This window comes from Arboricoccus pini (genome assembly GCF_900187945.1).
Taxonomy (GTDB): Bacteria; Pseudomonadota; Alphaproteobacteria; order Geminicoccales; family Geminicoccaceae; genus Arboricoccus; species Arboricoccus pini.
Genome location: NZ_FYEH01000013.1, coordinates 76,607 through 89,653, shown reverse-complemented (window position 1 = coordinate 89,653; position 13,047 = coordinate 76,607). Strand labels below are relative to the sequence as shown.

The following is a 13,047-nucleotide window of genomic DNA, read 5'->3' as shown; positions in this document are numbered from 1 at the left end:
GCCGAACCGCGCCAGCCGCCGGGCGACTGGAGCCATTGCGCGGCGATACCCGAGCACCAGGAGGAGGCGGAAGCGCTGGCCCTGGCCGATCTGCGGCGGGTGGCGCGGGACAACCGGGCTGAGCTGAACCGTCTGGCGGACAAGCTGGCGTCCGAGGCCGAGCGGATGGGTACGGGCCTTGGGCCCAGCGCGCTGCCGGCGTTGCGCCTTGAGGCGGTGGCGCGAGGTGTGGCGCGGTACTGGCACGAGCGGCCGGCGGAGAGCCTGCAGGCGGCGATACGCTTGCAGGGTGCGAGGAAGATCGGCCGCTACGGGACCGGCCCGCCCTCGTGATGGTGGCCGGGTAAGACTCGATCCTCACCCGCGACCGACAACCCCACCCCAACCCGGGTCCAGGGGGCGGTGCCCCCTGGCCGCCGGAGGCATCCCTACTTTCTCGCAGCGAGACGGCGATCATCAGATCGCCGGGGGCAGCCGGAGGCCACTTCCGTCTGCATTCCCGGCTGGGGGCGTTGTGTGGGCTTGACTGGCGAGCCGTTGGAGAAACGGTTAGATTAGTCTTGCCGTCTTATTGCTCTGTCCGGGTGATCATGTTGCTTAGACGATTTCTGAACTATTATCGACCATTCAAGGCATTGTTCCTCCTTGATTTCGGCTGTGCGATCGTTTCGGGCTTTCTGGAGCTTGGTTTTCCGGTGGCGGTGAAGGCGTTTGTCGATCGGCTGCTGCCTGGCCAAGACTGGGGGCTGATCGTCTTGGCGTCGATTGGTCTCTTGTTCATTTATCTTCTGAATACCGGCTTGATGGTCGTGGTCAATTATTGGGGCCACAAGCTCGGGATTAATATTGAGACGACGATGCGTCGCAAGGCTTTTGAGCATTTGCAGAAATTATCGTTTCGTTATTTCGACAATCAGAAGACGGGCCGTCTGGTCGGGCGTATCACGAAGGATCTGGAGGATATTGGCGAGGTTGCGCATCATGGGCCGGAGGATTTGTTCATTGCCGTGATGACGTTCCTTGGTGCCTTCGCCTTGATGTTCATGGTGAACGAGAAGCTGGCGCTGGTGACGCTGGTGATCGTGCCGACGACGGGTTGGCTTGCCAGTCATTATGGCGCGCGGATGACGAGAACGATGCGGGCTTTGTTCGCGCGGGTGGGCGATTTCAATGCGCGCATTGAGGAGAATGTGGGTGGAATTCGCGTGGTGCAGGCCTTTGCCAACGAGGCTTATGAGCGCCGGCTCTTTGCGGAGGACAATGCGCGCTACCGGCTGACCAAGCTCCAGGCCTATCGGGCGATGGCGGCCAGCATGTCGCTCTCCTATCTCTCGATGCGGCTGACGCAGCTGGTTGTCATGGTGGTCGGGACCTGGCTGGTCCTGCATGGCGAACTCAGTGCCGGCGGGTTCATCGGCTTTCTTTTGCTGGTCGGGGTGTTTTTTCGGCCGGTCGAGAAGATCAATGCCGTCCTTGAGATTTATCCGCGCGGCATTGCGGGCTTCAAGCGATACACGGAGCTTTTGGATACCGAGCCCGAGATCGTCGACCGGCCGGGTGCCGTGTCCGTCAGCGGGCTCAAGGGCGAGATAAGGTTCAAGGGCGTCACCTTCGGATACGGCGAGGCGTCGATCCTCAAGGGGATCGATCTTGAGATCAGGGCCGGCGAGACGGTGGCGTTCGTCGGGCCGTCCGGGGCAGGCAAGACGACGATCTGCTCGCTGTTGCCGCGCTTTTATGATGTCGATGCCGGGGCGGTGACGATCGACGGGATCGATATTCGCGACATGACGCTGGCCTCGTTGCGGGCGCAGATCGGCCTCGTGCAGCAGGATGTCTTTCTCTTTGCTGGCACGATCAGGGAGAATATCGCCTATGGGCGGCTGGATGCGGACGAGACGGCCATTCGTGCGGCGGCCGAGCGAGCCCGTCTGTCGCCGATGTTGGAGCAGCTGCCGGCTGGGTTGGACACGGTGATCGGCGAGCGCGGCGTCAAGCTCTCCGGCGGGCAAAAGCAGCGTCTGGCGATCGCGCGCATGTTCTTGAAGAATCCGCCGATCCTCATTCTGGACGAGGCGACCTCAGCCTTGGATACGGAGACGGAGAGGGCGATTCAACAATCGCTGGCCGAGTTGGCGCGGGGGCGGACTAGCCTTGTGATTGCCCATAGGCTGGCGACGATCAGGAACGCCGATCGGATCGTCGTCATCGAGGACGGGCGCATTGTCGAGCAGGGGGCGCATGGGGCGTTGCTGCGCGCCGAGGGCGTCTATAGCCGCCTGCATCACGCCCAGTTTGCCGCCGACACCGACCGGCTGGCGGGTTGAGGCGGCGTCGATCCCTTGGCGTGGTGGTTGCTCTGCCCCGGATGATGTCGCGACAGGTCATCCATCCGCCGGCCCGGGCGGCGGCCGCCACCGGCGTCGTCTGGGCGAGATCCGGTCTGGCCGGCCTCGCGAGACCGGTATTTTGGGGGAAGCGCCCTCGGGCCTGGCCTGCGCGGGCGGCGCTCCTAGCGACGGCTTGGCTTTAGGGGCAAGCGACCCGTCGCGAACGGGGGTGTATGTGGCGCGCTGAAAAAAGGCAGGCTGCCGCGCCGGGATTCGCGGTTGTTGGCTGCACTGATGGTCCCGGTGGCGCGGGGCGTCGAGAGCGTCGGGGCAGGGCCGGTCCGACGAGCGTCCTTGGCCGGTGGGCATGGAGCATCGTCGATCGGCCGTCCTGGTCGTGCGAGCGGCGCTGCTGGATGGAGAACCGGAAATGGGCGGGGCCGATCCGTCCTTACTGCGGTCGCAGGTGCGGATGGATGGAGTGCCGGGAGGCTATGGGCGCGGGCAGGACGATGGATGAGGGGGCCAGGAGGCCCGGCGCTATTCGTAGACGGCGTAGAATTTTCGTGCCGGCTCGAGCACCGTCCAGGTGCCGGTAAAGCCGGCAGGCGCGACGAATGCCTGGCCGGCCGAAAAGCGCCACTCGCTGCCGTCGTCTCCTTTGACAAGGATGACGCCCTCGAGAAGGTGGCAAAATTCGTTCTCGGTGAAGGCGACACGCCATGAGCCGGCCTCGCTGGTCCAGATGCCGCAATTGAAGCGGCCGTCGCCGGTGGCAAACAGATTCCACGCGGCTTGCGATGGATCGCCAGCGAGGATGCGCTCCGCCGCCGGACGGAAGGATTCCGCGGCGGGCAGGGATGCCTGGAAGTCGACAATGGCAGGGCATGGTGATGGCATTTTGGGCATCTCGGGCGAGGCTTTCAAGCTCAGGAATCGAGAGAATCGATCCACGCGGGAAGCGCGTCCAGACTGTCGAGCTGGCGAAAGCGCGGATGGTCGTGCGGGGCTGCGGCCGCCTCGTGCGCCCAGATCAGATGGTAGGGGATGAGTGCTGCGTAGCTGCCGCAATCGAGCGGCGGCAGGATGTCGGAGCGAACGGAATTGCCGGCCATGAGGGCAGCGGCCGGCTCTGCGCCGTGGCGACGAAAGACACGGGCATAGACCTCGGGCGACTTGTTGCTGACGATCTCGACACCGCTGAAGAAATCGCCGAGCCCGGATGCCGCTAGCTTGCTTTCCTGGTGGAAGAGATCGCCCTTGGTGATGAGAACGAGCTTTGCGCGTTCGGCCAGCCGCGACAGGGCCTGACCGACGCCGGGCAGCGGCTCGACCGGCTGGCTGAGCATGGCGCGGCCAGCCTCGAGGACTTCCGCCAGGATGGCACTCGACACCTGGCCGTGGCTGATCTCCAGCGCCGTCTCCAGCATCGAAAGCGTGAAGCCCTTGGCGCCGTAGCCATAGATGCGGAGATTGCGCTCTTCAACGGCCAGGAGCCGGGCCTCGATGTCGTCGGGATCGGCGAAAGGCGCCAGGAGGTCGGCGAAGCGTTGATGCGTGAGCCTGAAATAAGTCTCATTATGCCAAAGCGTGTCGTCGGCATCGAGACCGATCAAGGCCAAAGGCATAGCATTATCCGGCGCTCGAAACATTCCATCCCGCCATGGACCGGATCGGGCCATCAGCGACGGGCATCAAGTTTCAAGATACGCAAGAGATCGCCTGCTGCCAATCGACACGATGTCCCCCCGACCGTCGCCGCATGAAGCCCCCTGACCATGGGCGTCCGCTAGCCTTGGCCAAAGGAGCGCCGTCTGCCGCAACGCTGGCGAGGGGTTCAGCGTGTGTCACCAGCTCGATTGGCGTAGCTTGCCGTGCCCCGCCTCATCATGCCGGTCGGCACAAGCCCGATTGGACGATTGTCCAGGCTGCCGGCCGCAGGCCCCGGCAGCCTGAGGCCACGCGCCGACGCCGTTCCCGCGACGCTTGGCCGGCCGGCCGTTACGCTGATGCTCTCCGTACTCGGCTCATGGTCCGAGTGCTGCACCATGAAGACAATCCCATGCGATGGCTGGGCATCCCTCGCGATGATCGCTCCACCTTTGGCTGCCCAGTCGGTTGCCGCGAAGCGTCATTCGACACGTTTGCTCATTGCCTCAAAGCGCGGCGGTGCCGGGATCGAGCGCGTCGACGATGCTTAGGGGCCCGCAGCCTGATTTTCTAATAGGGCAATATCGCATCCAGGACCTGGGCGCCGTAGCGTGGCTGCTGAACATCCGTGAGCTGGCCGCGTCCGCCGTATCCAAATTGCAGTTCGGCGATCTTCTCATGGCTGATCGTGTTGGTCGGCGTGATGTCCTCCGGGCGGACAATGCCGGCAACGGTGATGTCCCGCATCTCATAGTTGACGCGGACCTGCTGGCGTCCGTTGATGACGAAATTCCCGTTTGGGAGAACCTGGACGATTACGGCCGCGAGATTGAGCTCGATATCTTCCTTGCGGACGACTCCACCTTTGCCATCGTTGGAGGTGTCGCTGCTGGCATCTACGAGCGAATTCGAATCCGCCCCATTCGGGAGTGCCCTCTCTAGCTTCTTCTCGAAGCCGAAAAATGATGCCAGGCCGAATTTGTCGCTGTTCGCTCGTGATCTCTTGCTCTCATTTGCCAGCGTCGCGTTGTCCTTGATCTTGACGGCAACGGTTAGGATGTCGCCGATCCGCCGTGCGCGCTGATCGCGGAAGAAGCCGCGGGCACCGCTTCGCCAGAGCGAGTTGGCACCGGCCGCCACCATGGGCTCCGGTGCTGGCATCGGCAGATTGACCGGCTGATAGTTCGGTTGCTGCGTCGGGTTGACCACAGGGCTGAACTGCGGCGCCTGGCCGACATTGGCCAGCCTGTCGGCGACCACGCATCCCGCAAGAGACATGGCCAGGAGGGCCGCACCGACCAGGCTGATCTTCGAAGCCTTCATCGCGTCATTCCCTTCACTTCAACCTGCTTTTGGCCAATGACGCGCGCCTGCAGTTCCTTGCCGGTATCTCCGTTGATGACGCGGACCATCGCATCGCTGCTCCCGTCGCTCAGCGATCGTCCGAGCAGCGAAATCTCCATACCATTGCTGTGGTAAACGATGTCGACGACGTCATTCCGCCGCACGAGGCTGGCGGGTCGGATGTCGCCCTCCCGCAACGGCTTGCCGGCAGGCAGGCGGCGTGCCGCCTCCATGCCCTTGAGCTGGCTCGGGTCTCGAAGAGCATCCTCGGGCAGGCGCCCCTCTGCTATCCAGGTGATGGAGGCATCCGAAGGGTCGATCGAGCTGCCTGCCGCAACGGGTGCCGTCAGGCTGATCACCTCGACCTCGGTCGTAACACTGCCGACCAGCTTTAAGGGATTGCGGCGGCCGCCCTCAGCCTGAACGACGAGTTCTGCCTCGAAACGTCCTCTCGCGCGATCGATCTGCAGGTCCGCGAGGTCGAGGAGCACAGGCTGGTTCGTCGAGTTGTTCATCGGCAAGGACGGCGTCAACGTCCGCAACGCCAGCCGCTGGCCGGGCTGCGAAGGTGGCAGCGCATCCTCGATAAGCTGCTCGAAGCCCGATTGCGTGAACGGCCTCCCTTTTTCCAGGGTGAGCGAGGCAGCCTTGGCATGCCCTAATACTGCCGCGATCAGGAAGAGGAGGGCCAGCCAGCCGGAACGTGTCATGGCGCTCATCGCATCTGCGTGATGGTGGACATCATCTGGTCGGAAGCCGTGATGACCTTGGAGTTCATGTCGTAGGCGCGTTGCGCCATGATCAGCGAGGTGAGTTCCTGGACCGGATTGACGTTCGAACTCTCGAGATAGCCTTGCAGGACGGTTCCGGCACCTTCCGTACCCGGTGTCGAGAGGGTCGGCGCACCCGAGGCTTCTGTCTCCATCCAGAGATTGCTGCCGCTGGCCTCGAGGCCAGCGGGATTGACGAAGGTAGCAAGCTCGAGTTGGCCCAGCACCTGGAGATTGGTCTGGCCCGAGATCTTGGCCGAAACCTGGCCGCTCGCATTGATCGAAACTTCGGTCGCATCCACCGGCACTTGAATGGCCGGACTGAGCTCGAAACCGTCCGGCGTGACGATGTTGCCATCCTGGCTAAGCTGGAAATTGCCGGAGCGGGTATAGGCCTGCTCGCCGTCGGGCTTGTCGACGACGAAGAAGCCGGAGCCCTGGATCGCGACGTCCAACTTGTTCTCGGTGTTGGTGAGCTCGCCCTGATCGGTGACGGGGTAGACGGCCGCTGTCTTGACGCCGAGGCCGAGCTGGATGCCCGTCGGTGCCCTCGTCTCGTCCGAGGTGGCCGATCCCGTGCGCCGCTCGCTCTGGTAGAGGAGATCCTGGAACTCCGCGCGACGGCGCTTATAGCCTGTCGTCGTCATGTTCGCGATGTTGTTCGAGATCGTCTCGACGTTCAGTTGCTGCGCCATCATTCCGGTGGCGCCGACGCTTAATGCCCGCACGGTCAGTTCTCCAATTCAGATCGAGCCGCCTGTCAGGCCTGCACGTTGGTGATTTTCTCGACCGCTTTGCGTTCGAGTTCATGATGCGTTTCGATCAGCCTGATCGAGCCCTCGAAGGCGCGTTGGGTGTCGATCATCAAGGTGATCTCACGGATCGGCTGGACGTTTGACTGTTCGATCGAGCCTTGCACGATCGTGGCATCGGTGGCTGGTGTCGGCACCTCGTCGCTCGCGTAGCGCGAGCCTGCCTCGCGCTTCATGCCATCGGGGTTGGCAAGATTGACGAGGCCGACCTTGCCCTCTTGGCCCTGATCGGTGGTGATGCTGCCGTCCGGCCCGATCGCCACCTTGCCGGGCTGCTCCGGCAAAATGATGGGCGCGTTGTTCTCATCCAGAAGGAGGGCGCCGTCCGAGGTCACGATCCGGCCTTGCTGGTCGAGCTGGAAATGTCCGGCGCGTGTATAGCGATTGCCGTTCGGGGTCTGGACGACGAAATAGGCGTCGCCGGCGATCGCGAGGTCGAGATCGTTGCCCGTCTGCTCGACGGCACCCGCTGTATCGTCGCGGATCATGCCCTGATCCTGGACGAAGGCCAGCTTTTGCGATGATCCGGATTTCTCGAGGATGGTCTTGAAATCGCTGTGCTCGGCCCGGTAGCCGCTGGTGCCCGTGTTGGCCATGTTGTTGGCCACATTGGTCATCTGGCGATCGAGCGCCACTGCCCGGCTGAGCGCGATATAGGCTGTTGTTTCCATGACCGATCTTCGACGATCGCTGGGCGATGACGGCGCGTCTCACCCTTCCATGCGCCAAACTATCATCGAGTGGTTGCCCAAAGGTTAACGGCTCCCGCATTTCCCAGGCGGAGCTAAGGCGCTGCGTGGCAACCGTTTGTTAACGCTTATGGCGGTAGAACGGCGTCCGACCGCGGCCGAGCCTTGCGCCGCTTGATGCGCTGGAAGCGAGAATGTCCACAGCAATCGACGCCGTCCCGAACGCTGCCCCACGAGGCAGGAATAAGGGAGTCTTGATCCTGATCGCCGTTCTCCTCCTGTTGTTTGCAGCGGCGGGTGCCAGCGCCTGGTATCTGGGCATCATCGGCGGCGGGAGAAATGGCGCCACGCGCGGTGCCGAAGCGCCGGCGGCCGAAGCCCGGCTCGAGCCGGCGATGGAGAGCAAGGTTGCCTTTGTCGACATGCCCGACATGCTCGTCAATCTGACGTCGAGCGATAGGCGCCTGCATTTTTTGAAGACCCGCTTCGCGCTGGAGTTCGGCAACGAGCAAGACGGCGAGCGAATCAAGGATGCCACGCCCAGGATCCTCGATGCAGTGCAGCTCTATCTGCGTGCCCTTAGCGTCGACGAGGTCGGCGGCAGCGAAGGCATGCAGCGACTGAAGGACGAACTCAAGGCGCGAATCAACCTCATCATCGCGCCCGCGCAGATTCAAGACGTCCTCTTCAAGGAGCTTCTCGTCCAATGAGCGAGGGCATCGACCAGGACGATCCCACCAGCGGCACGCCTTCCATCGGCGCCCAGGGCGAGCCGTCTCCCTCCAGCGACCCGTCTGACCTCGAGCTTGGCCTACACGCCAGCAAGCCGGCGGCGGCCGAGACGGTAGCCGAGGTTGAACGGGAGACCTCCGGAGACCAGGACGCCGGCGAGGACGACATGGATGCGCTGGCTGCCGCCTGGGGGACCGAGCTTGACGACGATGCGGGCACGCCGGCCCGCAGTCTAAGCCAGAACGAAATCGACAATCTTCTTGGCGTCGGCGATGAAGCGGAATCCGAGAAGCCATCCGGCCTCGCCGCCATCCTCAGCCGCAAGGACGTGACTTATGAGCGCCTGCCGATGCTCGAGGTCATCTTCGACCGGTTGGAGCGGCTCTTGACCACAACCATCCGCTCGATGGTGGCGCAAACCGTCGATGTGGATTTGAAGACAATCACGGCGCATCGCTTTGGCGACTATCTGGACCGTGTGCCGCTGCCAGCCATGCTTGCCGTCGTCAAGCCTGAGCAATGGGAACACCATCTTATGCTGACGGTCGACAGCGCATTGATCTACACGATCGTCGACCTGCTGCTCGGCGGCAGGCGTGGCCAGGCCGCGGCCCCCATTGAGGGGCGCCCCTATACCTCGATCGAGACGCGGCTGATCGAGCGGCTGCTCATGTTCATTCTTGAGGATCTCTCGCAAGCGTTCGAGCCCCTGGCCCAGGTTCACTTCAGGCTCGACCGCATCGAGACCAACCCGCGATTCGTCGCGATCGTGCGCCCGAGCAACGCCTGTGTCGTGTTCCGCATGAATGTCCGTTTCGAGGATCGCGGCGGCAGCATCGATTTCGTCCTGCCTTACGTCACGCTCGAGCCGGTCCGCGGCCAGCTTACGCAGATGTTCAAGGGCGAGAAGTTCGGCCGCGATTCGATCTGGGAAAATCACCTGGCGACGCAGATGCTGGTAACCGACCTCGAGCTTGAGGTTATCCTGGACGAGCAGTCCATGTCCTTGGCCGATGTCATGCGCTTCGAGGTCGGCACGACCCTCGCGCTCGATACCACGACCGAGGATCTGGTCACGCTGCGGAGCGGTGGCGTGCCGATGTTCTCGGGCCGCATCGGCCGTCTCGGTGACACGATGGCCGTCGCCATCAATGCGCAGCTGGGAACCCTTCCCCAACCGAAAGATGTATGAGTCATGAACGAGTTCATCATCGACCTCATTTTGCTGGTCGTCTTGACCTGCTCCATCGCCTGGTGCGCCGTGGTTCATCGCCGCCTCAAGAAGATCGGCTTCGAGCGCAGCGAGGTCGCGAGCTTCATTCAAGGCGTCGATACGGTCGTCGCGCGGGCCGAGGCCGCGATGGCGCGCCTTAAGGTGACGGCCGAGGAAGTCGCCCACGAGATGACCACGGGAGAAGATGAGGCTCGCCATCGGCTGGACGAGCTGAACAAGCTGATCAGCGCGGCTATGCGCGTTTCGCAACGCCTGGAGACGTCGATGAACACGGCCTATCGTCGGCTGGCTGAGGTACCCTCGCGAGCTGGAGCCGTGATCGATGAGGAGGTCAAAGTGGCCGAGGTCCCGCAGTGCGAACCGAGCCCGATGCCGGCAGTGACCATGCACCGCCGACCGGTTTCGAGCGATCTTCTGGCACTCCCTGCCGAAGCGGCCGAGCCCGAGGCCATCCGTCCGACTTTTGATGAGTTGCCCTTGGGCATGGTCGAGCGTGAAAAGGCGCCCTCCCTCCTGGCTGGGCGGCCGCGCCACCGCTCGACGGTGAACAGCATCCTTAATCGGCTTGCCCGTCATGCCCCCGCCGAGCCTATGTTCGAGCCCGTGGATGCCATGTGATGCTGCTACAATCTCATGCCTCTTCAAAGCTTAAGGCGCAATTGACGAGGCCTGCCCGCTTTCTGCATCTGCCGCGTGGCGGGATCATGCTGCTCACGGCCCTGGTTGCCCTCGGCGTCCTGACCAGCCGTATGATCGAGGCGGCCCGCCAATGGCCCACCATTACCCAGGAGCTGAGCGCGCCCGTTACCTGGCTGGTCGGCACCGCAATCGCCGATCAGCGTCCGGCCGATCCGGCCCCGGTGGTCATCCGCAAGGCCGGGGCCGAGACCGCGGGCGGCCCGACTGGTGGCCACGCCGGTCCGATCGATCCCGCCAGCTATGGCGTCCTCGAGGATGTCGCGACCGATCTGAAGAACCGGCAAGATAAGCTCGAGGAACGGGAAGCTGCCATCGCCGCTCGCGAGGCAGCGGTGAGCCAGGTGGAGGCGCGAGCGAATGCGCAGCTCAAGCGACTCGAGACTTACAAGGGCGAACTGACCGCTCTTGCGGATCGTATCACGCGGCAGGAGCGCGAACAGATGCTGCGGTTGGTCAAGGTCTATGAATCGATGAAGCCCGCGAACGCGGCCGAGGTCTTTGACGGGCTTGAACTCGACGTCCTGATGCCGATCGTCAAGGCGATGAACGGCCAGCGGCTGGCTAAGATCGTGGCCCAGATGGACCCCGCCAAAGCGCAGGAGATCACGGTCGAGATGGCCCACGCGGAGCCGTTGCCGGTCCTCAAGCAGTAGCCGGTGCCGCCCGGATGCAAGGATCGGGGAGGTAGCGAGCGGTGCGGCCAGCGGCACCTGGCATAGCCTTTGGGCGATTAATCTGGAAAGCCGCTGATGGCGCGCTACGTGGCCCATTGGATGAGCCCTTCCGAGCGCAAGGACGATGCCGGCCCCGCGTGGGCGGCGGGCCCAAGGGATCTACCGAAGCGGGACGACTAAGGAAGACGGCAGATGGGACTTCTCGTCGACGGAGTATGGCAGGACGTCTGGTACGATACGGAGAGCCAGGCGGGTCGTTTCGTGCGCCAGGCCTCAGGGTTCCGCGACTGGCTGACGGCGCCTGGTGCCAGGGCTCCCGACGGCACCAGGGCCTTTCCCGCGCAAGCCGGCCGCTACCACCTCTATGTCAGCCTTGCCTGCCCATGGGCTCATCGCACGCTGATCATGCGTGCCCTCAAGGGCCTGGAGGGGATGATCGGCGTCTCCGTCGTCAACTGGCTGATGCGCGAGCATGGCTGGACCTTCGAGCCCGGCCCGGACGTCGTCGCCGACGATCTTCTGGGTGCTCGCTACCTCTACGAGATCTACAAGGCGGCCGACCCGCATTATTCCGGGCGCGTCACCGTGCCCGTCCTCTGGGACAAGGAGGAACGCACGATCGTCAGCAACGAGTCGGCCGAGATCCTCCGCATGCTGAACCAAGCCTTCGACGGCTTGGGGGCCCGGCCCGGCGACTATTATCCGCCGCCTCTACAAGAAGAAATCGAAGCGCTCAATGCTCGAATCTACGACACGCTTAATAATGGCGTGTACAAAGCAGGCTTCGCGACGACGCAGGCGGCCTATGAAGAGGCGATCCAGCCTTTGTTTGCGACGCTGGACTGGCTGGAGGAGCGCCTGGCCCGGCAACGCTTTCTTACCGGGACGGCTCTGACAGAAGCCGATATCCGCCTCTTTACGACCTTGATCCGCTTCGATGCTGTCTATGTCGGCCATTTCAAGTGCAATCTCAGGCGGCTCGCCGACTACCACAATCTTAGCGCCTATCTCCGCGACATCTACCAATGGCCGGGCATCGCTCCGACCGTGAATTTTCGTCACATCAAGAATCACTATTATCAAAGCCACCCTACCATCAATCCCACAGGCATCGTTCCCCTGGGCCCACTGCTCGACCTCGACACGAGCCCCGGAAGGGAAGGACTCTCGCTTACGACCTCCTGACGGCCAGCCCTATGCGCGCGTCGGAGATCCGAGCTTGCAGGCCGTTTTGAACCTGCGCGCATGTCAGCATGGGCTGTTGGAATCTGTGTGCGGGAGTGACTGGACCTGGCCGAGCCGCCTTGGACCTGCGGCCTGGGCACAAGCGATGACGAGAGCAGGGCTGACCCATGCCTGACTGCGCAGCTCGAGCCGCAAGTGATAGAGTGCCAAGTGCAAGAGTCTAGCTAGGCGACCCGCACGCAGTCTGGCCAAACTGGCGGCATTCGAGACGATATCGCAGGAAGGCCGCCGCGTTGAGCGCATCTATCGCGAATTGGTGACGCGATTGAACCCGCGAGTGAGGAACGCCACGGCGTTGTCGAGGGCTTCGTCGGACTCGGCCACGTGACCGTCGAAGCGATACCGACATGGAACATGCCGGGCCACGCTTCGAGCGTGGTGCGCACCCGCCGTTCGGCAAGAAGCCCGGCCAAGATGATGCCGCCACTCAGCTTGACCTCATTCTCGCCGGTCTGAATCAGGATCGGCGTCAGGCCTTGAAGCTCGCCTTGATTGGCGACGCGTCCGGATCAGTGGCGAGCACATCGAGAAGAAAGGCCCTCGCGAGCGATTCGAGCATCTCGATGCTGACGATTGGATCTAGACCGTTTCACGTGCAGGCCGACGGCCGCCCAAGGCGATATTGCGGCTCCGCCCGGCGGCATCGGCACGTCTTGCGCACGACTGTCACCACCATGGCGCCGTCAGCACTGTTATCATAGATCGCCATGCGCGAGGGCTCATGGGGCCCAAAGAGCGCGCTACACGCGTTGAACACGTCGTCGACGGGCGTCGGGAAGGAAATTCGGACGCCTGGCGATAAGCCCTGCCATAAACTTGCGCGTGCAGGCGCCTTGCATAGTGGCCGTTCAGCCCAAGATAGGCACGG

14 protein-coding genes are annotated in these 13,047 nt (G+C 63.2%); 8 read left to right on the top strand and 6 right to left on the bottom strand.

What is annotated here, in order from left to right:
• A partial coding sequence (locus tag CFB17_RS19280; RefSeq protein WP_165769647.1) for a hypothetical protein occupies positions 1–333 on the top strand: 333 nt, incomplete at its 5' end.
• Between the two features lie 260 nt (positions 334–593).
• Positions 594–2,327 carry an ABC transporter ATP-binding protein gene (locus CFB17_RS15625; protein WP_088562501.1) on the top strand — a complete coding sequence of 578 codons (1,734 nt, stop codon included), beginning with the start codon at positions 594–596 and terminating at the stop codon, positions 2,325–2,327.
• 543 nt (positions 2,328–2,870) lie between these two features.
• Here CFB17_RS15625 and CFB17_RS15620 read toward each other — a convergent pair.
• The 6 genes from CFB17_RS15620 to flgF form a co-directional block, all read right to left on the bottom strand.
• Positions 2,871–3,230 (bottom strand): cupin domain-containing protein, encoded by a 360-nt coding sequence (locus CFB17_RS15620; RefSeq protein ID WP_088562515.1) that lies wholly within the window; start codon positions 3,228–3,230, stop codon positions 2,871–2,873.
• A gap of 29 nt (positions 3,231–3,259) precedes the next feature.
• Complete coding sequence (locus CFB17_RS15615) at positions 3,260–3,958, bottom strand: HAD family hydrolase (protein ID WP_088562500.1); 699 nt, start codon at positions 3,956–3,958, stop codon at positions 3,260–3,262.
• Positions 3,959–4,550: 592 nt separating this feature from the next.
• Entirely contained in the window at positions 4,551–5,303 is a 753-nt protein-coding gene (flgH, locus tag CFB17_RS15605) for a flagellar basal body L-ring protein FlgH (protein ID WP_088562498.1), read from the bottom strand.
• Complete coding sequence (flgA, locus tag CFB17_RS15600) at positions 5,300–6,034, bottom strand: flagellar basal body P-ring formation chaperone FlgA (protein WP_165769646.1); 735 nt, start codon at positions 6,032–6,034, stop codon at positions 5,300–5,302. Before flgA ends, flgH begins: the two co-directional genes overlap by 4 nt.
• A gap of 5 nt (positions 6,035–6,039) precedes the next feature.
• On the bottom strand, positions 6,040–6,822 hold the full coding sequence (flgG, locus tag CFB17_RS15595; RefSeq protein WP_088562496.1) for a flagellar basal-body rod protein FlgG: 783 nt from the start codon (positions 6,820–6,822) through the stop codon (positions 6,040–6,042).
• 32 nt (positions 6,823–6,854) lie between these two features.
• Positions 6,855–7,577 carry a flagellar basal-body rod protein FlgF gene (gene flgF, locus CFB17_RS15590; protein ID WP_088562495.1) on the bottom strand — a complete coding sequence of 241 codons (723 nt, stop codon included), beginning with the start codon at positions 7,575–7,577 and terminating at the stop codon, positions 6,855–6,857.
• Between the two features lie 212 nt (positions 7,578–7,789).
• On the opposite strand from flgF, the gene CFB17_RS15585 reads away from it, so the two are divergent.
• The 6 genes from CFB17_RS15585 to CFB17_RS19035 all read left to right on the top strand — a co-directional run bounded on the left by CFB17_RS15585 (position 7,790) and on the right by CFB17_RS19035 (position 12,880).
• On the top strand, positions 7,790–8,305 hold the full coding sequence (locus CFB17_RS15585; protein WP_088562494.1) for a flagellar basal body-associated FliL family protein: 516 nt from the start codon (positions 7,790–7,792) through the stop codon (positions 8,303–8,305).
• Positions 8,302–9,519 (top strand): flagellar motor switch protein FliM, encoded by a 1,218-nt coding sequence (gene fliM / locus CFB17_RS15580; RefSeq protein WP_088562493.1) that lies wholly within the window; start codon positions 8,302–8,304, stop codon positions 9,517–9,519. The genes CFB17_RS15585 and fliM overlap by 4 nt, the downstream gene beginning before the upstream one ends.
• Before the next feature lie 3 nt (positions 9,520–9,522).
• On the top strand, positions 9,523–10,179 hold the full coding sequence (locus CFB17_RS15575; protein ID WP_088562492.1) for a DUF6468 domain-containing protein: 657 nt from the start codon (positions 9,523–9,525) through the stop codon (positions 10,177–10,179).
• On the top strand, positions 10,179–10,913 hold the full coding sequence (locus CFB17_RS15570; RefSeq protein WP_088562491.1) for a MotE family protein: 735 nt from the start codon (positions 10,179–10,181) through the stop codon (positions 10,911–10,913). Before CFB17_RS15575 ends, CFB17_RS15570 begins: the two co-directional genes overlap by 1 nt.
• Positions 10,914–11,126: 213 nt before the next feature.
• Positions 11,127–12,119: a glutathione S-transferase family protein gene (locus CFB17_RS15565; RefSeq protein WP_088562490.1), complete on the top strand. Its 993-nt coding sequence runs from the start codon at positions 11,127–11,129 to the stop codon at positions 12,117–12,119.
• A gap of 407 nt (positions 12,120–12,526) precedes the next feature.
• A complete protein-coding gene (locus tag CFB17_RS19035) occupies positions 12,527–12,880 on the top strand; it encodes a hypothetical protein (RefSeq protein ID WP_133063928.1) in 354 nt (117 codons plus the stop codon).
• Positions 12,881–13,047 lie beyond the last annotated feature (167 nt).

Bases quoted from the DNA above. Each gene is read 5' to 3' on its own strand.
- flgA (WP_165769646.1), bottom strand. From the start codon at position 6,034: ATGACACGTTCCGGCTGGCTGGCCCTCCTCTTCCTGATCGCGGCAGTA.
- CFB17_RS15615 (WP_088562500.1), bottom strand. From the start codon at position 3,958: ATGCCTTTGGCCTTGATCGGTCTCGATGCCGACGACACGCTTTGGCAT.
- CFB17_RS15575 (WP_088562492.1), top strand. From the start codon at position 9,523: ATGAACGAGTTCATCATCGACCTCATTTTGCTGGTCGTCTTGACCTGC.
- fliM (WP_088562493.1), top strand. From the start codon at position 8,302: ATGAGCGAGGGCATCGACCAGGACGATCCCACCAGCGGCACGCCTTCC.
- CFB17_RS15620 (WP_088562515.1), bottom strand. From the start codon at position 3,230: ATGCCATCACCATGCCCTGCCATTGTCGACTTCCAGGCATCCCTGCCC.
- CFB17_RS19035 (WP_133063928.1), top strand. From the start codon at position 12,527: ATGGAACATGCCGGGCCACGCTTCGAGCGTGGTGCGCACCCGCCGTTC.
- CFB17_RS15565 (WP_088562490.1), top strand. From the start codon at position 11,127: ATGGGACTTCTCGTCGACGGAGTATGGCAGGACGTCTGGTACGATACG.
- CFB17_RS15570 (WP_088562491.1), top strand. From the start codon at position 10,179: ATGCTGCTACAATCTCATGCCTCTTCAAAGCTTAAGGCGCAATTGACG.
- flgH (WP_088562498.1), bottom strand. From the start codon at position 5,303: ATGAAGGCTTCGAAGATCAGCCTGGTCGGTGCGGCCCTCCTGGCCATG.
- flgF (WP_088562495.1), bottom strand. From the start codon at position 7,577: ATGGAAACAACAGCCTATATCGCGCTCAGCCGGGCAGTGGCGCTCGAT.
- CFB17_RS15585 (WP_088562494.1), top strand. From the start codon at position 7,790: ATGTCCACAGCAATCGACGCCGTCCCGAACGCTGCCCCACGAGGCAGG.